At 73.1% G+C, this 19,539-nt stretch carries 17 protein-coding genes; 14 read left to right on the top strand and 3 right to left on the bottom strand.

Annotation, left to right across the window (positions count from 1 at the left end):
• Positions 1 to 111: 111 nt before the first annotated feature.
• From AC27LF_RS39220 to AC27LF_RS39235, 4 genes are read left to right on the top strand one after another with little or no spacing between them, the layout of a single operon-like run.
• Positions 112 to 1,371, top strand: coding sequence for an ABC transporter substrate-binding protein (locus AC27LF_RS39220; RefSeq protein WP_479661095.1), 1,260 nt, complete (start codon positions 112 to 114; stop codon positions 1,369 to 1,371).
• A gap of 11 nt (positions 1,372 to 1,382) precedes the next feature.
• Positions 1,383 to 2,336 (top strand): carbohydrate ABC transporter permease, encoded by a 954-nt coding sequence (locus AC27LF_RS39225; protein ID WP_479661096.1) that lies wholly within the window; start codon positions 1,383 to 1,385, stop codon positions 2,334 to 2,336.
• Positions 2,337 to 2,342: 6 nt separating this feature from the next.
• A complete protein-coding gene (locus AC27LF_RS39230; RefSeq protein WP_479661097.1) occupies positions 2,343 to 3,185 on the top strand; it encodes a carbohydrate ABC transporter permease in 843 nt (280 codons plus the stop codon).
• A 31-nt stretch (positions 3,186 to 3,216) separates the two neighbouring features.
• Positions 3,217 to 4,602 (top strand): GH1 family beta-glucosidase, encoded by a 1,386-nt coding sequence (locus AC27LF_RS39235; RefSeq protein ID WP_479661098.1) that lies wholly within the window; start codon positions 3,217 to 3,219, stop codon positions 4,600 to 4,602.
• Positions 4,603 to 4,684: 82 nt separating this feature from the next.
• Here the strand turns inward: AC27LF_RS39235 and AC27LF_RS39240 are convergent, their stop codons facing one another.
• On the bottom strand, positions 4,685 to 5,926 hold the full coding sequence (locus tag AC27LF_RS39240) for an ROK family protein (RefSeq protein ID WP_479661099.1): 1,242 nt from the start codon (positions 5,924 to 5,926) through the stop codon (positions 4,685 to 4,687).
• A gap of 315 nt (positions 5,927 to 6,241) precedes the next feature.
• Between AC27LF_RS39240 and AC27LF_RS39245 the strand changes: the two genes are divergently transcribed.
• Both AC27LF_RS39245 and AC27LF_RS39250 read left to right on the top strand, forming a co-directional pair.
• Positions 6,242 to 7,045 carry an SDR family oxidoreductase gene (locus AC27LF_RS39245; protein WP_479661100.1) on the top strand — a complete coding sequence of 268 codons (804 nt, stop codon included), beginning with the start codon at positions 6,242 to 6,244 and terminating at the stop codon, positions 7,043 to 7,045.
• Between the two features lie 189 nt (positions 7,046 to 7,234).
• A complete protein-coding gene (locus AC27LF_RS39250; RefSeq protein WP_479661101.1) occupies positions 7,235 to 7,870 on the top strand; it encodes a TetR/AcrR family transcriptional regulator in 636 nt (211 codons plus the stop codon).
• Here the strand turns inward: AC27LF_RS39250 and AC27LF_RS39255 are convergent.
• Together AC27LF_RS39255 and AC27LF_RS39260 are read right to left on the bottom strand one after the other, a co-directional pair.
• A complete protein-coding gene (locus AC27LF_RS39255) occupies positions 7,857 to 8,633 on the bottom strand; it encodes a CoA-transferase subunit beta (protein ID WP_479661102.1) in 777 nt (258 codons plus the stop codon). The two genes, AC27LF_RS39250 and AC27LF_RS39255, sit on opposite strands and share 14 nt — an antisense overlap.
• Positions 8,630 to 9,520: a CoA transferase subunit A gene (locus tag AC27LF_RS39260; protein ID WP_479661103.1), complete on the bottom strand. Its 891-nt coding sequence runs from the start codon at positions 9,518 to 9,520 to the stop codon at positions 8,630 to 8,632. The genes AC27LF_RS39255 and AC27LF_RS39260 overlap by 4 nt, the downstream gene beginning before the upstream one ends.
• 179 nt (positions 9,521 to 9,699) lie before the next feature.
• On the opposite strand from AC27LF_RS39260, the gene AC27LF_RS39265 reads away from it, so the two are divergent.
• The 8 genes from AC27LF_RS39265 to AC27LF_RS39300 all read left to right on the top strand — a co-directional run bounded on the left by AC27LF_RS39265 (position 9,700) and on the right by AC27LF_RS39300 (position 19,443).
• Positions 9,700 to 10,509 (top strand): SDR family oxidoreductase, encoded by an 810-nt coding sequence (locus AC27LF_RS39265; RefSeq protein ID WP_479661104.1) that lies wholly within the window; start codon positions 9,700 to 9,702, stop codon positions 10,507 to 10,509.
• Between the two features lie 95 nt (positions 10,510 to 10,604).
• Complete coding sequence (locus tag AC27LF_RS39270) at positions 10,605 to 11,756, top strand: acetyl-CoA C-acetyltransferase (RefSeq protein WP_479661105.1); 1,152 nt, start codon at positions 10,605 to 10,607, stop codon at positions 11,754 to 11,756.
• A gap of 23 nt (positions 11,757 to 11,779) precedes the next feature.
• A complete protein-coding gene (locus AC27LF_RS39275; RefSeq protein ID WP_479661106.1) occupies positions 11,780 to 12,865 on the top strand; it encodes an NAD(P)H-dependent flavin oxidoreductase in 1,086 nt (361 codons plus the stop codon).
• A 50-nt stretch (positions 12,866 to 12,915) separates the two neighbouring features.
• Positions 12,916 to 13,680: an enoyl-CoA hydratase family protein gene (locus AC27LF_RS39280; RefSeq protein WP_479661107.1), complete on the top strand. Its 765-nt coding sequence runs from the start codon at positions 12,916 to 12,918 to the stop codon at positions 13,678 to 13,680.
• A 2-nt stretch (positions 13,681 to 13,682) separates the two neighbouring features.
• A complete protein-coding gene (locus AC27LF_RS39285) occupies positions 13,683 to 14,819 on the top strand; it encodes an acyl-CoA dehydrogenase family protein (RefSeq protein ID WP_479661108.1) in 1,137 nt (378 codons plus the stop codon).
• A 9-nt stretch (positions 14,820 to 14,828) separates the two neighbouring features.
• Positions 14,829 to 15,878 carry an acyl-CoA dehydrogenase family protein gene (locus AC27LF_RS39290; RefSeq protein WP_479661109.1) on the top strand — a complete coding sequence of 350 codons (1,050 nt, stop codon included), beginning with the start codon at positions 14,829 to 14,831 and terminating at the stop codon, positions 15,876 to 15,878.
• Positions 15,875 to 16,756 carry an SDR family oxidoreductase gene (locus tag AC27LF_RS39295; protein ID WP_479661110.1) on the top strand — a complete coding sequence of 294 codons (882 nt, stop codon included), beginning with the start codon at positions 15,875 to 15,877 and terminating at the stop codon, positions 16,754 to 16,756. Before AC27LF_RS39290 ends, AC27LF_RS39295 begins: the two co-directional genes overlap by 4 nt.
• Positions 16,757 to 17,013: 257 nt before the next feature.
• A complete protein-coding gene (locus tag AC27LF_RS39300; RefSeq protein WP_479661111.1) occupies positions 17,014 to 19,443 on the top strand; it encodes a lamin tail domain-containing protein in 2,430 nt (809 codons plus the stop codon).
• The last annotated feature ends 96 nt before the right edge of the window (positions 19,444 to 19,539 follow it).

The raw sequence follows: 19,539 nt of genomic DNA on the forward strand, positions 1-19,539 counted from the left end.
CTGAGCCCCGCCGCGGGCCGGCCGGTGCCCGCGGACCACTCCCCCAACCCCCGTGCGACACAGTGGTCGTGCGGGCGGGCCGGCACCCCCTCGCACCCAAGGGCACCCACCGTGACAGCACATCCTCCCGCCGCCGGGCGCGGCGGGCGCGAACGCTCGCGCCGAGTCGTCGCGCCGCTCGCCGCAGTCTCCGTCCTGGTCGTCGCGGCGGCGTTGACCGGCTGCGGACAGCAGCGCGACGCCCGCGTCTACACCGTGATGAACTCCTCGACCGACGAGTCGTACCACCGCTGGGACGCCGAGGCCATGGGCCGCTGCGGCAAGCAGCTGGGCGTCACCATCGAGCAGCAGAGCGTTCCGGCCGCGCAGGTGATGACGAAGGCGCTGCGCATGGCCTCCTCCAAGTCCCTGCCGGACATCGTGCAGTTCGACGCCTCCGAGATGCCGACCTTCGCCGAGGCCGGCGGTCTGGTCGACCTCAGAACGCTCGGGCTGAGCACCCGGGACATCCCGGAGGGCATCGTCAACTTCGGCTCCTACAAGGGCACGTACTACGGCGCGGCCCGGTCCGTGAACACCCTCGCGCTCTTCTACAACAAGGACGTCCTCGACGAGGCCGGGCTGCCGGTCCCCACCACCTGGGCCGAGCTGCGGGCGACCGCGCAGAAGCTCACCCAGGGCAAGCGCTACGGCGTGGCGCTCAGCGCGGGCGGCGCCGAGGACGGCGTCTTCCAGTTCACCCCGTTCATGTGGTCCAACGGCGGTGACGAGACCCGGCTGGACAGCCCGCAGGTGGTGGCCGCCCTCGACTACTGGAAGAGCCTGCTGAAGGACGGCTCGCTGTCGAAGTCGACGGTCAGCTGGACGCAGGCGGACGTCAACGACCAGTTCATGGCGGGCAACGCGGCCATGATGATCAACGGGCCGTGGCAGGTCGAGACCCTCAACACCAAGAAGTCCCTGCACTGGGGCATCGCCCAGATCCCGGTGCCCAAGGCCGGTGACGCGTCGGTCGGCCCGCTCGGCGGCGCCGTGCTCACCGTGCCCAACACCGGGGACCGGCAGCGGGAGCGGACGGCCGCCCGGATCGTCGCGTGTCTGTCCGGCGAGAAGGAGCAGCTGACGTACGCGCTCAACAGCTGGATGGTCCCGGCCAACGAGAAGGCGGCCGCCGTCTGGCGCAAGCGGGTGCCCGAACTGGACGCCCTCGCCGACCAGGTCGCCGCCGCACGGTCCCGTACGGCCAAACTCGGCGCCGGCTGGTCGAGCGTCTCGCTCGCCCTGCAGAGCGCCTTCCAGTCCGCCCTGACCGGCCAGTCAAGCCAGGCCGCCCTCACGCGGGCCCAGCAGCGGGCCACGAGCGGGAACTGAGGTACGCGCACATGACCACGTCCACCGTCACCGCTCCGGCCGCCGCCCGGGCCTCCCGCGCGGCCACCGCACCGAACCCGGCCCGGCAGCGGCGCCGGCGCCGGCTCGCCCAGTGGGGGTTCGTCGCCCCCGCGGTCGTCTTCATGCTCCTGTTCTTCGGCTACCCGCTCGTCCGGAACGTCGTGATGAGCTTCCAGCACTACACACCGAAGACGTTCTTCACCGGCGACGCCCCCTTCAACGGCGCCGACAACTGGTCCCATGTGTTCCAGGACGCCCTGTTCGGCAAGGCGCTGTGGCACACCCTTGTCTTCACCGCGGGCTCGCTGCTCGGACAGTTCTGCATCGGTCTCGCGCTCGCCGTGTTCTTCAACCGCCGCTTCCCGCTGAACGGGGTGCTGCGCTCGCTGATCCTGCTGCCCTGGCTGGTGCCGATGGTGGTGTCGGGCATCGTGTGGCGGCGCATCCTCGACCAGGACACCGGGGTGCTCAACTCCTTCCTCGACACCCTGGGCCTGGGCGGCCACACCCCCTGGCTGACCAGCCCGGGCATGGCGCTGCTGTCGGTGATCCTGGTCAACATCTGGATCGGCATCCCGTTCAACATGGTCATCCTGTACGGCGGTCTGCAGGAGATCCCCAGGGAGCTGTACGAGGCGGCCGCCCTGGACGGCGCCTCGGCCTGGCGTACGTTCCGCTCCATCACCCTGCCGATGCTGCGACCGGTGATCACGGTGGTCCTCGTGCTCGGCTTCATGTCGACCGTGAAGATCCTGGACCTGATCCTGGCGCTGACCGACGGCGGCCCCGCCGACGCCACCCAGACCCTGGGCACGCTCACCTACCAGAACTCGTTCGTCCAGCTGGACTTCGGGGCGGGCGCGGTCGTCGGCAACATACTCATCCTGATCTCCGCCGTGTTCGCGGTGTTCTATCTGCGGGCCAACCGCACCGAGGGGAAGTGATCCACGATGGCCGCTGACACTCCGGTCGCCGCCACGCCGCGGGGCCCCAGGCGGCGCCTGGGCTCCACCGTGGCGGGCGTGCTCATCCTGTGCGTGATGCTCTTCCCGCTGTACTGGATGCTGAACACCGCGCTCCAGCCCGAGTCCGGCCTGCTCCAGGTCGACCCGGTGCCGGGCAGCCTGGACCTGTCCGGCTTCTCCAAGGCCCTGACCGACCAGGGCGGGCACCTGCTGACCTCGCTGGTGGTCTCGCTCGGCGCCGTCGTCATCTGTCTGGCCGTCGCGGCACCGGCGGCGTACGGGCTGGCCCGGTTCGGCCTGCGCGGCTCGCGCACCATCGTGTTCGGCACGCTGATCACCCAGATGGTGCCGGGCATCGTCATCGCCAACGCGCTGTACAACTCGTACGTCGACCTGGGCCTGGTCAACTCCTACTTCGGCCTGATGCTCGCGGACGCCTCGCTGGGCATCCCCTTCTCGATCGTGCTGATGCGCTCCTTCATGGTGTCGATCCCGGGCGAGGTCATCGAGGCCGCCCAGGTCGACGGCGCGGGCCCGGTGCGCACCTTCGTGCGGGTCGTGCTGCCGATGAGCCGCAACTCCCTGATCACGTCGGGGCTGTTCGCGTTCCTGTTCTCCTGGAGCGACTTCATGTTCGCGCTCACCCTGAACACCACCGACGACGTCAAACCGGTGACGCTGGGCATCTACCAGTACATCGGCGCCCACGTCGGGGACTGGGGCTCGGTGATGGCCGCGTCCGTGCTGTCCGCGATCCCGGCGGCGATCCTGCTCGTCCTCGCCCAGAAGTACATCGCCGCCGGCATCACCGGCGGTTCCGTCAAGTGACCACCGTCCGCATCGAGATGGGCTTTCCCGTATGACTGACTTCCCCGCCTTCCCGCCCGGCTTCGTGTTCGGCGCCGCGACCGCCTCGTACCAGATCGAGGGCGCGGCCCGGGAGGACGGCCGCGGCCCGTCGATCTGGGACACCTACAGCCACACCCCCGGCCTGGTGGCGGACGGCGACACCGGAGACGTGGCCTGCGACCACTACCACCGCTATCCGCAGGACGTCGCCCTGCTGCGCGACCTGGGCGTCGGCTCGTACCGCTTCTCGATCGCCTGGCCGCGCATCGTGCCCGACGGCAGCGGCCCGGTGAACCCCAAGGGCCTGGACTTCTACTCCCGGCTTGTCGACGAACTGCTGGCGGCGGGCATCGAACCGGCCGCCACCCTCTACCACTGGGATCTGCCGCAGGCGCTGGAGGACCAGGCTGGCTGGCGGGTGCGCGCGACGGCGGAGCGGTTCGCCGAGTACACGGCCGCCGTCGCCGCGCACCTGGGCGACCGGGTGCCGCGCTGGATCACCCTCAACGAGCCGTGGTGCAGCGCGTTCCTCGGCTACTCCATCGGCCGGCACGCCCCCGGCGCCCGCGAGGGCCGCGGCGCCCTGGCCGCCGCCCACCATCTGCTGGTCGGCCACGGCCTGGCCGTGCGGGAGCTGCGGGCGGCGGGGGTGCGCGAGGTGGGCATCACCCTCAACCTCGACCGCAATCTGCCGGCCTCCGGCTCCGCCGCGGACCTGGCGGCGGTCGTCCGGGCCGACACCCAGCACAACCTCGTCTGGACCGAGCCGCTGCTGGTCGGCCGCTACCCGGACACGGAGGAGGACACCTGGGGCGAGCTGATCACCGGTCAGGACTTCAGGCAAGACGGCGACCTCGAACTGATCTCGCAGCCGCTGGACTTCCTCGGCGTCAACTACTACCGGCCCATCGTGGTCGCCGACGCCCCGCTGCGGCAGGCCGATCCCGCCGAGCGCACCGCAACGGACAACCGCTACGCGGAGGTGCGCCTGCCGGGCGTGCGGCACACGGCGATGGACTGGCCGGTCGCCCCGGACACCTTCACGGACCTGCTGGTGTCGTTGAAGCAGCGGTACGGCCGGGCGCTGCCGCCGATCCACATCACGGAGAACGGCTCCGCCGAGGACGACACGGTGGGCGCCGACGGCGGTGTGCACGACGGCGACCGGGTCGCCTATCTGCGCGACCATCTGTCCGCGCTGCGGGCGGCCATGGACGCCGGCGTCGACGTGCGCGGCTACTACGTGTGGTCCCTGCTCGACAACTTCGAGTGGGCCTTCGGCTACGCCAAGCGCTTCGGCATCGTCCGGGTCGACTACGACACCCAGCGGCGCACCCCGAAGGACAGTTACCACTGGTATCGGGCGATGATCGCCGCCCAGCCGGGCCGGAGCTGACGGCGCGGGGCCGCCGACCGGACCCGGCGGCCCCCTCCGCTCCCCCGCGGCCGGCCGCTTCCCGGTAGTCCCGCTGATCGGCTCAGTCCACGTCGCGCTCGGCGTACGCCACCGGATCGGCCAGCACCTCGCGTACGATCACGCCGGCCGCGCCGCGCGCCGCGTCGCCCAGCGGGGACGACGCCCGCAGCCGGGTACGGTCCTTGTGCCACAGGCCCGACACCACCCGGCGGGCGAGTTCCGCCTCCACGGACGACGCGAGCCAGTTCATCAGCTCCCGGTAGATGCCGCCGAGCATCACCGCGTCCGGGTCGAACAGGTTGACCGCGCCCGACACCACGACACCGAGCTGCCGTCCGGCCCGTTCGATCGCGGACAGCACGGCCGGATCCGCCCGCCCGGCCCGCCGCCGCAGCTCGGCCACGCCCAGCAGGCCCGCGTCGGTGCCGATGCCCGCGGCCTTCAGCAGCGCGGCCTGCCCGGCGTACTGCTCCAGGCAGCCCCGGGCCCCGCAGCGGCACAGCGGACCGTCCGGGTCGACCACCATGTGCCCGATCTCCCCGGCGAAGCCGTGCGCGCCGCGCAGCAGTTCGCCGCCGAGCACCAGCGCGCCGCCGATGCCGATCTCCCCGGTCAGATACAGGAAGCTGCGCACGCCCTCGGTGCCGGCGCCGTACCACAGCTCGGCGAGCGCGGCGGCGTTCGCCTCGTTGTCGGAGCTGACCGGCAGCGGGCGGTGGGCGGGCCGCAGCGCGAGCAGCGCCTGGGCGAACAGCCCCTCGATCGCGACCCGCGTCCAGCCCAGGTTGGGTGCCTGGCGCACGGTGCCGCCGGTCACCAGGCCCGGCACGGCGACATGCGCGCCGGCCGGGACGAGACCCTGCTCGGCGGCCGACCCGAGGGCCCGCGCGGCCAGCTGGGCGGCGCGGGCCAGCACCTCGGACGGCTCGACGAGGCGGTTGTCGACGTGTTCCACGAGCCGGACGCGGTCCGTGCCGGCGAGATCGACGACGCACACCGCGATGTAGTCGACGTTGATCTCCGCGCCAAGGCCCGCGGGGCCGGTCCTGGCCACCTTGAGCACGGTGCCGGGGCGCCCCACCTGGCCGCTGCTCGTCTTGCCCCACTCGGTGACGAAGCCGTACTCCAGCAGCTGCTCGACGAGCGAGGACACGGCGGCCCTGGTCAGGCCGACGCGCGTCGCGATCCCGGCCCGTGTCGCCTCGCCCGCGTCGTGCACGGCCCGCAGCACCAGGCTGAGGTTGTGCCGTCTGACCGTCGCCTTGTCGGCCTTCGGTCCCAGGGGGGTCAGATTGTTGTTCATCGTGCTGTCGAGCGTAGCGATGCCGCAGGTGAAGCCGCCCTCGCCCCGACGCGCCAAGCGCTCCGCTGGAAATGCCGCGCTATGCCGTCGATCGTCCACGGCGCCGTTGCGGCCGGTCGTGCCCGCGCGGCGGAGCCGCATATCGATACAGCCCCGCGCCCCTTCGGGGCGCTGTCGCACCGCAGCGGACTTCACCGGACCTGCTCAGGCGCCCGGCGGCCGGTCCGCGCGGCGGCGGCCGGCCGCTCTGTGCGCCCGCGCGCGGCGCGGTCACCGACCTAGCGTTTGTTTGGTCGGCGGCGCTAGGGTGGCGCCATGCCGCTCCAGTTGGACATGACGGACCGGGTCGTCCTGGTCACCGGAGGCACCAGGGGCGTCGGCGCCGGGATCGCGGCGGTGTTCCTGAGGGCGGGGGCCCGCGTCGAGATCTGCGGCCGCACCACGCCGCGGGTGCGCCCCGGGGCCGGCGGCGGGGCGGCCCGCTTCAGCCGGGTCGACGTCCGCGACCCGGACGCCGTGGCCCGCTGGGTGGCGGACGCCGCCGCGCGGCACGGCCGGATCGACGTCGCGGTGAACAACGCGGGCGGCGCGCCCTTCGCCGACTTCGCCACCGCCTCGCCCCGCTTCCACCGCGGGGTCACCGACCTCAACTTCCTCGCCCCGGTCTTCGTGTGCCGGGAGGTCTTCCCGGTCATGGACGGCCAGGACGACGGCGGCGTCGTCGTGAACATCACCTCCATCGGCGCCCGGCGGCCCAGTCCGGGAACGGCCGTCTACGGGGCGGCCAAGGCGGCCCTGGAGAGCCTGACCGCGAGCCTGGCCGTGGAGTGGGCGCCGCGGGTGCGGGTCAACGCGGTCAGCTGCGGTCTCGTGGCCACACCGGGGGCGGCCGGCCACTACGGCGACGCCGAGCAGACCGCCCGGGTGGCGGCCACGATCCCGCGCGGGGTCTTCGCCCGGCCCGAGGACATCGGAGCGGCCTGTGTGATGCTCGCCTCGCCGCTCGCCGCGCACATCACGGGTGCCGTCCTCAACGTCGACGGCGGCGGCGAGTGGCCTGCCTTCCTGCGGCACACACCCAACGCCGGGGCACGGGCCGCACGCACGCACGAGGGGTGAACGCGGGCCGGTGCGCGGTGGCCGGTGTGCCGGCGCGGCCGGCCGGAGCCGGTCAGGGCCCGCGGTGGCCCGTGCCCCCTGCGCGGGCGGGCCGGAGCCGGTCCGGGCCCGCGGTGGCCCCGGGGCCCTGTGGCACGATGGAGCGCACACTGGCCGGCCGGGGCCGAACCCGGCGGGAGGGACGACGACATGGCGGTACGGCGCCCGGCGCGCACGGCGGCCCGCAACGGCACGCGGGCGGGCAGCGGCGGTTCGGACCGCCGGGCGGAGCTGCTGCAGATCGCGGCCGGCCTGTTCGCCGGCCGCGGCTACGCACAGACCACCGTCCGGGACATCGCCGACGAGGCGGGCATCCTGTCGGGCAGTCTCTACCACCACTTCAGTTCCAAGGAGGAGATGCTGCACGAGATCCTGCACGACTTCCTCGGGCGGCTGCTGGAGCGCTTCACCGCGATCGAGCGGGAGGCGCAGGACCCCCGGCAGGTGCTGGACCAGCTCGTCCAGCACTCGTTCACGGTCATCCACGAGACACCGCAGGCCGTCGCCCTCTACCAGAACGAGTCGGGCGCGCTGAGCGGCCAGCCCGGATTCGAGTACGTCGACCAGATGGGCCGGAAGATCGAGAAGATCTGGCTGCGCGCCCTGACCGCCGGTCAGCGGTCGGGGGTGTTCCGCGCCGACGTCGACGCGAGCCTGACCTACCGGTTCATCCGGGACACCGTGTGGTGCGCCGTGCGCTGGTACCGGCCGCGCGGCAGGTTCCGGCACGAGGCCGTCGCCGAGCAGTACCTCCGCGTCCTGTACGGCGGGCTCACCGCCCCGTGACGCCGGGCCCGGCGTCCGGCACCTCCCGGTCGCGCAGCCCCTCCGGGTCGATCACCTCGCGGATGAGCCGCAGTTCCGCGGCGTCCGGCAGCCGGGTCTCGGTGGCACCGGCCGCGGCCAGGTCGAAGCCCGTGTGCCGGCGGACCTCCGCGACCGTGACGCCGGGGTGCACCGAGCGGATGCGCAGCCGTCCGTCGTCGCCGTAGTCGAGCACCGCCAGGTCGGTGATCACCACGCCGAGGTCGTGGAACCGGAGCCCGCCGACCGCCCTGGCGCGGTCGTTGCCCACCCCGCACACCACGTCGACCTTCTCCACGAACACCTTGGGCGAGTGCCGGGCCACCCAGTAGTCGGTGCGGTGGTTGACCGTGTTGCCGGGGGCGCCGCGCACCCCGATGAGCTGCCGGGTGGGGTGCCGCCAGTCACCGATGAGGGCGATGTTCTGGTTGCCGTACGCGTCGAGTTGCGCAGCGCCCATCATGCTGTGCCGCCGGCCGGCGGCGACGATGTCGAAGACGCGGCCGAACGGCACCCAGCCCTCGATGACACCGCCGTGCGCCGCGGTCCGGCCGAGCGGCGGCGGTTCGCTCATGCAGTACGCCTCGCCGTCGGTGAGGACCAGGTCCTGATTGGTCGTCAGCCGCGCGAGCCGCGCCCCGATGCCGGGCAGGACGCCGACCGCGTGGGCCAGCACCTCCCCGGCGTCCCGCCAGGCGTCGGCGCAGGCCGCGGCACACACCTCGGCCCGGGTGACCCCGGTCATCGCCGCCCCCTCGCCGTGCCGTCCGGTCCGCCGCGCTCGGCGTGGAAGCCGGCCACGGCCTTGTGGTAGTCCGCCTCGTCCCCGTCGAGGAACGTCCGCCTGAACAGCCGCCAAGTGGCGGGGTCCCGGGCGGCCGTGGCGTAGTACGCCTGGAACGCCTCGTCCCGCGGGTGGTCGGGCTCGCAGGAGGTGAAGTGGGCGCCGCCCGGCGTCTCGATCACCGCGGTCACGAAGATGCGGCTGATCAGCAGGGACTGCGCGGGACCCGCGGCCGGCAGCTCCCGCGGCGGCACGACCCGCTCGGCGCTCACATAGCAGCGGTCCGCGGCCATCGCGAAGAGGTCGTCGAAGTACGGGTCCGGGCCGAGGTACTGGGCGTTGCCCGCCGCGTCGGCCCGGTTGACGTGCACGAGGGCCGCGTCGAGCGGGAGCGCCTTCATCGCGACGTACTCCTCGCCGGTGTACGGGGAGGCGATCGTCACCAGGTCCGGGTTCATGGCCGGCACATCGGAGCCGAGTCCGGCACGGGTGGGCAGGAACGACAGCCGCCACGCGGCGGCCCGCAGGCCGGTGACGAGCATCCCCTCGTCGTACTCCGCTGTCTCGACGGCGCCCCGCTCCCGCACCGCCCGGAAGTGCGGGTCGAGCGCGATGCTGTCGAGCGAGACGAAGCCGTGGATGAGCCTGCGCACCTTGCCCGCGGCGCACAGCAGGCCGACGTCGGGGCCGCCGAACGAGACCACGGTCAGGTCGCGTACGTCGCTGCGCAGGAGCGCGCGCACCAGCGCCATGGGCTTGCGCCGGGACCCCCAGCCGCCGATCCCGACGGTCATGCCCGACTCGATCGTCGCCGCGAAGTCGTCCAGGGACATCGACTTGTCACCCATGACGTCCTCCTCTCGCACGGTACCGCGCCGGGATCCGGGGAGCCGGGCGCGCTACAACCTAGCGCTTGCTTGGCCATGTCACCAGACCCAACCGCCCTTGCGGCGCGGCAACTTCGGCCGACAGCACCGGCGGCAGAGGCATTGACCAAACAAATGCTTGGTGGGGTACGGTGGCCAGCGTGGACCCGAACTGGAGCGGAGGCGGGCCGTCCGTGCCGGACTATGTGCCCGGGCACGGCCTGCTCACGGGCAAGACCGTGGTGGTCACCGCCGCGGCGGGCGCGGGCATCGGATCCGCGATGGTGCGCCGCTGTCTGGAGGAGGACGCGGGCGCCGTCGTGCTGGGCGACGTGCACGAGCGCCGGCTCGCCGCGGCGCTGAGCACGCTGGGCGAGGAGTTCGGCAAGGACCGGGTGGCCGCGGTGGTCTGCGACGTCACCGACGAGCGCCAGGTCGGCAGTCTGCTGGACGCGGCGGACGCGTTCGGCGGGGTCGACGTCATGGTCAACAACGCCGGGCTGGGGGGCACCGCGAGCGTCCTCGACCTGAGCGACGCCGAGTGGTCACGGGTCCTGGACATCACCCTCACCGGCACCTTCCGGTGCGTCCGCGCGGCCGGCCACCGGATGGTCCGCGCCGGCCGGCGCGGTGTCATCGTCAACAACGCCTCGGTGGTGGGCTGGCGGGCCCAGGAGGGGCAGGCGCACTACGCGGCGGCCAAGGCCGGGGTGATGGCCCTCACCCGCTGCGCCGCGCTGGACCTGGCCGGGCACGGGATCCGGGTCAACGCGGTGTCCCCGAGCCTGGCCCTGCATCCGTTCCTGGCGAAGGTCACGACCGAGGAACTGCTCGACACGCTCACGGGCCGGGAGGCGTTCGGCCGGCCCGCCGAGCCCTGGGAGGTGGCCAACGTCATGGTGTTCCTGGCCAGCGACTACTCCTCGTACATGACCGGCGAGGTCGTGTCGGTCAGCAGCCGGCACCCCTGAACCGGCACACACGCACAAGGCACACACACTGGTACGCACCAACCGGCGCGCACGAGCGGCACACCCGAACCGGCACGTCCGAGAAGGAGGCAACCGTGGCCGACGCCTATGTGGTCGACGCCGTCCGCACTCCCGTGGGACGCCGCGGCGGTGCCCTCGCCGGGCTGCACTCGGCGGACCTCGCGGCCCATGTCATCGGCGCGCTGCTGCGCCGCACGGGCGTCGACCCCGGTGCCGTCGACGACGTGATCCTGGGCTGCTGCGACACCGTCGGTTCCCAGGCCGGCGACATCGCCCGTACGGCGTGGCTGGTGGCCGGGCTGCCCGAGCACGTCCCGGGTGTGACGGTCGACCGGCAGTGCGGCTCCGGCCAGCAGGCGGTGCACTTCGCGGCGCAGGCGGTGATGTCGCTGACCGCCGACCTGATCGTGGCGGGCGGAGTGCAGAACATGTCCGCCATCCCGATATCCGCCGCCATGACGCTGGGCCGGCGCTACGGCTTCAGCACCCCGTTCGCCGAGTCGCCCGGCTGGCGCGCCCGCTACGGCGACCAGGAGGTCTCGCAGTTCCGTGCCGCCGAGCTGATCGCCGCACGATGGCGGCTGAGCCGCGAGGACATGGAGCACTACGCCTGGCGCAGCCACCGGCGGGCGGTGCGCGCGATCGACACCGGCCGGTTCAAGGCCGAGATCGAGCCGGTCGGCGACTTCGACACCGACGCATGCCCGCGGCGCGACACCTCACCGGAGCTGATGGCCGCGCTGCCCCCGCTCGTCGAGGGCGGCCGGATCACCGCGGCGCTCGCCTCCCCGGTCTGCGACGCCGCCTCGGTCCTGCTCATCGCCTCCGAACGGGCCCTCGCCGAGCACGGGTTGACCCCACGGGCCCGGATACGGCACCTCTCGGTCCGCGGCGACGACCCGGTCCTGATGCTCACCGGCCCCATCCCGGCGACCCGGCACGCCCTGCGCAGGGCGGGGATGTCCATCGACGACATCGACCTGTTCGAGGTGAACGAGGCATTCGCCCCGGTCGTCGCGGCCTGGATCGCCGAGACCGGCGCCGACCCGGACAAGGTGAACGTCAACGGCGGCGGCATCGCCCTCGGCCACCCCATCGGCGCCACCGGCGCCCGGCTCATGACCACACTGCTGGGCGAACTGGAGCGCAGCGGCGGGCGCTACGGCCTGCAGACCATGTGTGAGGGCGGCGGCCAGGCCAACGTGACCATCCTCGAACGGCTGTGACGACAGGTGACAAGGAGCCCGGTATGACCGCCGCCGTCCATCCCGCCCTGCACACCGCGCTGTGCGACCTCGTCGGCGTCCGCCACCCCATCGTGCAGACCGGCATGGGACATGTCTCCGGTCCGGAGCTGACGGCCGCCACGGCGGCGGCGGGCGGCCTCGGCATCCTGGCCGGTGCGACGCTCACCCTGGAGGAGACCCGCGCCGCCGTGCGCGCCGTGCGCGAGCGCACCGACGCCCCGTTCGGCGTCAACCTCCGCGGTGACGCGCCCGACGTCCTCGAACGCGGCGAACTCCTCGTGCGCGAGGGCGTCAGGGTCGCCTCGTTCGCCCTCGCTCCCGACGAACGCGTCATCCACCGGCTCAAGGAGGCGGGGCTGGTGGTCATCCCGACGGTCGGCGCCCGCCGGCACGCCGAGAAGGTGCAGGCGTGGGGCGTGGACGCGGTGGTCGTCCAGGGCCACGAAGGAGGCGGCCACACCGGGGCGGTGCCCACGTCGATCCTGCTCCCGCAAGTGGTGGACGCCGTCGACATCCCGGTGATCGCCGCCGGCGGCTTCCGGGACGGCCGGGGCCTGGTCGCCGCGCTCGCCCAGGGCGCCGTCGGCATCGCGATGGGCACCCGCTTCCTGCTGACCAGCGACAGCACCGTCCCGGACACGGTGAAGGCCGAGTATCTGCGCCGCGGGGTCACCGACACCGTGGTCACCTCGGTGCTGGACGGCGTCCCGCAGCGCGTGCTGCGCACCGAACCGGTGGAGCGGCTGCTCGACGAGCGGGCGGTGTCCCGGCTGGCGCGGTCCGTGCGGCACGCCGTCGCCTTCCGCCGGATGTCCGGGCTGACCTGGACCGCCCTGGTGCGCGAGGGCCTGGCGATGCGGCGCCGCCACCACGACCTCGGCTGGTCGCAGGTCCTGATGGCGGCGAACACGCCCATGATGCTGCGCGCGAGCATGGTCGACGGACGGGCCGACGTCGGCACCCTCGCCTCGGGACAGGTCGTGGGCGTCATCGAGGACCTGCCGAGCTGTGCGGAGCTGATCGAAGGGATCGTCACCGAGGCGGACGCCGTCCTCACCCGGCTCACCGCCGCCCCGGCACGCCGGTGACCGGGCCCACCGGGCCGGCCCGGCCGACCGCCGTCACACCGGGAGGACGCATGGGTACGGACATCGTCAGGGCCGCCGTCGACGGCCGCGGCATCGCCGAGCTGGTCGTCGACCGGCCGCCGGTCAACGCCCTGCCGACGGCGGGCTGGTACCGGCTGGCCCGGGAGCTGGACCGGCTCGGCGACGACCCTGGGGTGCGGGTCGTGGTGCTGCGCGCCGAGGGCCGCGGCTTCAACGCCGGGGTCGACATCAGACAACTCCAGGCCGACCCGGGCGAGAGCGCGCTGATCGGGGTGAACCGGGGCTGCTTCGCCGCGTTCGCCGCGGTCTACGACTGCGCGGTCCCGGTCGTCGCGGCGGTACACGGCTTCTGCCTGGGCGGCGGCATCGGCCTGGTGGGCAACGCGGACGTCGTGGTGGCTGCGCAGGACGCCTACTTCGGGCTGCCCGAGGTGGACCGGGGAGCGCTCGGCGCCGCCACCCATCTGTCCCGGCTGGTGCCGGCGCACCGGGCCAGGGCCATGATGTACACCTGCGCCACCGCGACGGCCGCCGAACTGCACGCGTTCGGTTCGGTGCTGGACGTCGTACCGAAGACGCGGCTGCGGGAGCGGGCGCTTGAGGTCGCGGCCGAGATCGCCGCCAAGGACCCGGTGGTGATCCGCGCCGCCAAGGAGGCCCTGAACGGCATCGACCTGTGGGACGTCCGGCGCAGCTACCGCTATGAGCAGGGTTTCACCTTCGAGTTGGGGCTCAGCGGCGCCGCACGCCGGGTCCGGGACACCTTCGGCCGCGGCCGGGACGGGGAGGCGTGAGCATGGACCTGACCTGGAGTGCCGAGGAGGAGGCGTTCCGCGCCGAGGCGCGCGCCTGGCTCGCCGCTCACGTGCCGCGCGAGCCGCTGCCCTCCGGTGACACCCGCGAGGGGTTCGCCGCCCATCTGGAGTGGGAACGCGCGCTGTTCGAGGCCCGCTGGGCGGTGGTGTCCTGGCCCGCGCGGTACGGCGGCCGGGATGCCTCGGTGTGGCAGTGGCTGATCTTCGAGGAGGAGTACTACCGGGCCGGGGCGCCCTCCCGGGTCACCCAGAACGGCATCTTCCTGCTCGCCCCGGCCCTGTTCGAGTTCGGCACGCCCGAGCAGCGGCGGCGGATCCTGCCGCGGATGGCCGCCGCCCGTGACCTGTGGGCGCAGGGGTGGTCGGAGCCGGACGCCGGCAGCGATCTGGCCGGGCTGCGCAGCCGGGCGGTCCGCGACGCCGCGGCGGGCGGGTGGCGGCTCACGGGCCAGAAGACATGGACCACCCGAGGGGCGTTCTGCACCCATCTGTTCGGTCTGTTCCGCACCGATCCCCGGGCCGAGCGGCATCGTGGGCTGACCTACTTCCTCGTCCCTTTGGACGCGCCCGGTGTCACCGTACGGGGCTTCGAACGCCTCGACGGCGACGAGGGTTTCGCCGAGGTGTTCCTGGACGGCGTCTTCGTCCCCGACGCCGATGTGCTCGGCGGTGTCGGGCAGGGCTGGTCGGTCGCCATGGCCACCACCGGTGCGGAGCGCGGGCTGACGCTGCGCTCCCCCGGCCGCTATCTCGACGCGGCCCGGCGGCTGCTGGAGCTGGCCAGGGCCCGGCCCGGCGGCCCGGGCCCGCACCGGGACCGGGTGGCGCAGTCCTGGATGGAGGCGGAGGCGTACCGGCTGTTCACCCTGGAGCAGGTCACCTCGGCCGTCGAGGGGCGGCAGGCGGGCGCGGAGTCGAGCCTGAACAAGCTGTACTGGTCGGAACTGGACATCCGGCTGCACGAGACGGCCATGGACCTGCTGGGTCCCGAGGCCGAGGCGGACGGCCCCTGGAGCCGGGGCTTCCTGTTCTCGCTGGCCGGTCCGATCTACGCCGGGACCAACGAGATCCAGCGCACCATCGTCGCCGAGCGGCTGCTCGGACTGCCCAGGAGGTGACCGGAGCCGATGCGCTTCGCCGTGGCGGAACGGGACGCGGTACTGGCCGGGGCGGTCGGCGAGGTCCTGGCCAAGCGGTGCGGGCCCGAGCTGATCAGGGCCGGCTGGCCCGGTGGCCGCGTCGCACAGGTGGACGCCCTGTGGCGGACCCTCGCGGGGGTCGGCATGCCGGCCGCTCTGGTCCCCGAGCCGGCGGGCGGTCTCGGCCTCGACGAGAACGCGCTCGCGCCGCTGATGGAAACGCTCGGCCGGGCCGGGCCGCCGGTGCCCGCGGCCGAGACCGTGGCCGTCGGCGCCCCGCTGCTCGCCGCGGCCGACGCGCCGCAGCTCGCCGCCGTGCTGGCCGGATCGTCCCTGGTCGCCGTGGCCCGTCAGGAGGGCGCCCCGGTGCCGTTCGCCGCCCGCGCCGCGCTGGTCGTGGTGCCCGTGGGCGACGGGCTGCGGCTGTACGAGCGCGGCGAGGTGCGCGCCGAGCCGGTCGCCTCGGTGGACGGCTCGCGTGCGTCGGCCCGGGTGTCGGTGCCGGCCGGCGGCGGTCTGCTGCTGGCCGAGGGGCCGAAGGCGCGGGCCGCCGCGTTCCGGCGCGGGGCGCTGGCCACCTCCGCGCTGCTGGTCGGGCTCGGTGCGCGGATGCTCGAACTGACCGTGGCCCATGTCCGCGAGCGCCGTCAGTTCGGGGTGCCGGTGGGCTCGTTCCAGGCGGTCAAGCACGCGCTGGCGGACGTGGAGGTCGCGCTGCGCTTCGCCCGTCCCGCGGTGCTCGCGGCCGGCTGGGCGCAGGCGGCCGGCGACGCCGAGGCCGCGGTGCGCACCTCGATGGCCAAGGTCCTCGCCTCGGACGCGGCACGGCTCGCGGCCCGTACGGCGCTCCAGTGCCACGGGGCCATCGGCTACACCACGCAGTACCCGCTCCATCTGTACGCGAAGCGTGCCTGGGCGCTGGCCGCCGACTGGGGCGGCCCTGCGTACCACCGCGAACTCGTCGCCTGCCGACTGGAGTTGACCGCGCCGGGCGGGCACGGGAGCGGGACGGATCTCGGCGAAGGGATGCACGGGTGAGCGGAATCTGTCAGGACCGGGTGGTCGTCGTCACCGGAGCCGGCCGGGGTCTGGGCCGCGAGCACGCGCTGGCACTGGCCGCCGAGGGCGCCCGGGTCGTCGTCAACGACCTCGGCGAGGCGGCGCACGGGGTGGCCGAGGAGATCGTGGCGGGCGGCGGAACGGCCGTCGCCGACCTGGGCGACGTCAGCGACTGGGCGTACGCGAGGTCGCTGGTGGGGCGGGCCGTCGCCGCCTTCGGCACGCTGGACGCGCTGGTGAACAACGCGGGCGTCAACCGTGACCGGATGCTGGTGTCCATGTCCGAGGCGGACTGGGACGTGGTGCTGAAGGTGGACCTCAAGGGTCATGCGGCACCGCTGCGGCATGCGGTGGCGTACTGGCGCGAGCGGAGCAAGCAGGGCCGGCCGGTCGCCGCGCGGATCGTCAACACCTCGTCCGGCGCGGGTCTGATGGGCAGCGTCGGCCAGGGCAACTACGGCGCCGCGAAGGCGGGCATCGCCGCGCTCACCGTGATCGCGGCCGCCGAGACGGCCCGGTACGGGGTGACCGTCAACGCCATCGCGCCCTCGGCCCGTACCCCGATGACCGAGTCGGTCGCGGCCTTCGCGGACCGGATGCGCGCGCCGGACTCCGGCTTCGACGCCATGCACCCCGGCAATGTCTCCCCTCTTGTGGTGTGGCTGGCGTCGGCGGACTCGGGCGATGTGACGGGGCGTGTCTTCGAGGCCGAGGGCGGGACGATCGGGGTCGCCGACGGCTGGCGGCACGGCCCACGGGCGGTCCGCGACCGGCGGTGGCACCCGGCGGAGGTCGGTGCCGCGGTGCGCGGACTGCTCGCCGACGCGCCCGCTCCGGCCCCGGTCTACGGCACCTGAGCGCCGCCCGGCCCCACCCGGCGCACGGTCCGCGACCGGCATGAACGGCCCCGTTCCGGTACGAACGTGTCGCGAAGGCGACGCGGAGGGCACGCACGTTACATCCGGTGAACGGTTGGGGAAACGCTCGGTACTTGAGCCGCACAACACCTTGTTACCCGCTATCTACGCGCGTATCTTTCCAGCCGACGCACAAGCCTTCCGCCACCTCCCACGGTTCAGTCGCGTCGTCCCGACTCCCGCACGAAAGAGCCCACGTGTCTGCACACATACCGCTGAGCCTGCGCGGCAGAGGCGCCAAGGCCGGCCTCATCGCCCTTCCCCTCGGCATCGCCGGATCGCTGATCGCCCTTCCCCTGACCGCCCAGGCGGCCCCCTCGCCCGACGCCGTCATCTCCGAGGTCTACGGCGGCGGTGGCAACTCCGGGGCGTCCCTCACCAACGACTTCATCGAGCTGGGCAACGCCGGTGGCGCGCCGTTCGACCTGAGCGGCTGGTCCGTTCAGTACCTCAGCGGATCGCCCACCGCCAGCACCAAGTGGCAGGTCACGCCGCTGAACGGGGCCATCCCCGCGGGCGGCAACTACCTGGTCCAGGAGGCCAAGGGCTCGGCGGGCGACACCGCCCTGCCGACGCCGGACGCCACCGGGACCATCGCCATGTCGGCGACCAGCGGCACCGTCGCACTGGTCCACTCGACCACCGCGCTCACCTGCCTGACCGCCGCGGACTGCACGGCCGACGGCACCGTGAAGGACCTGGTCGGCTTCGGCACCGCCGTGGTCCGTGAGGGCAGCCCCGCCACCGGCGCGGGCAACACCACCTCCGTCGCGCGGGCCGCCTCGCTCGCCGACACGGACGACAACGCGGCCGACTTCACCGGCGGCACCCCGAGCCCCCGCAACGCGGCCGGCACCGGCGGCAGCGGCGACCCGTCGCCGACGCCCACCCCGACGCCCACGGACACCACCCCGGGCCCGCTGCGCATCCACGACATCCAGGGCACGACCCGGATCTCGCCGCACAACGGCAAGACCGTCACCAACGTGCCCGGCGTGGTGACCGGTGTGCGCAGCACCGGCTCGAAGGGCTACTGGATCCAGGACCCCGAGCCGGACCAGAACCCCGCCACCAGCGAGGGCATCTTCGTCTTCACGGGCTCGGCCACCCCGCTCGTCAAGGTCGGCGACTCGGTGCTGGTGTCCGGCAAGGTGAGCGAGTACTACCCCGGCGGCCAGAGCGGCGGCGCGCAGTCCGTCACCGAACTGACCGGCCCGACCGCGGCCGTGCTCTCCACCGGCAACAAGCTGCCGGCGGCCGAGGTCATCGACGCGCAGACGCTGCCCGACGCGTACGCGCCGCAGGCCGACGGCGGCCGCATCGACTCCCTGGAGCTGAAGCCCGGCACCTACGCGCTGGACTGGCTGGAGTCCCGCGAGGGCATGCTGGTGCAGATCGGCGACTCCCGGGTGGTGGGCGCCTCCAACGCGTACAACGAGACGTGGATCACCACCAAGCCCCGGCAGAACCCGACCCCGCGCGGCGGCACCATCTACAAGGGCTACGACAGCCCGAACTCGGGCCGTCTGCTGATCACCCCGCTGACCGGTGACAAGCTGCACGCGAACGTCGGCGACACGCTCACCGGCACCACCGCGGGCCCCGTGGACTACTCCAGCTACGGCGGCTACAACGTCCAGGCGACGCAGGTCGGCACGGTCACCTCCGGCGGCCTCACCCCGGACGTGGCGAAGAAGGGCAAGTCGAACGAGCTGTCCGTCGCCACGTACAACGTCGAGAACCTGGACCCGACGGACCCGCAGAGCAAGTTCGACCGGCTCGCCGAGGGCGTCGTCAAGAACCTGGCCTCCCCGGACATCGTGAGCCTGGAGGAGATCCAGGACAACAACGGTCCCAAGGACGACGGCACGGTCACGGCCGACAAGACGATGGCCCAGTTCATCGACGCCATCAAGGCGGCCGGCGGCCCGGCGTACGACTGGCGCTCCGTCGACCCCGTCAACGACCAGGACGGCGGCGAGCCGGGCGGCAACATCCGCAACGTGTTCCTGTTCAACCCGAAGCGGGTCACCTTCGTCGACCGGCCGGGCGGCGACTCCACCACCGCCGTCGAGGCGGTCGGCGACGGCAAGAAGGGCGTCAGGCTCTCCGCCTCGCCGGGCAGGATCAACCCCGCCTCCGGTGCCTGGAAGAGCAGCCGCAAGCCGCTGGTCGGCGAGTTCGTCTTCCGCGGTGAGCAGATCTTCGTGATCGGCAACCACTTCAACTCCAAGGGCGGCGACCAGCCGGTGCACGGTGCCGTCCAGCCGCCGGTGCTCGGCTCCGAGACCCAGCGCGTCGCCCAGGCGACGGAGGTCAACACCTTCGTGCGCGATCTGCTCGCCAAGGACAAGAAGGCGAAGATCGTCGTCCTCGGTGACATGAACGACTACCAGTTCTCCAAGCCGCTGGCCACGCTGACCGCCGGCGGGGTCCTGGAGGACCTGATCAACACGCTGCCGGTGAACGAGCGTTACAGCTACGTGTACGACGGCAACTCGCAGACCCTGGACCACATCCTGGTCTCGCCCGCCATCAAGAAGCCGGACTACGAGGTCGTCCACATCAACGCCGAGTTCTCCGACCAGACCAGCGACCACGACCCGCAGGTGGTCCGCATCAAGTAGCGGCCCCACCGCACTCCCCACAAGTGTGGCGCGCACCCCAACAGGTACGCGCCACACACGCGTTCCGGCCCCACCGGCGACGGACGCGCAGTTGTC

Source organism: Streptomyces diversicolor, from assembly GCF_057537855.1.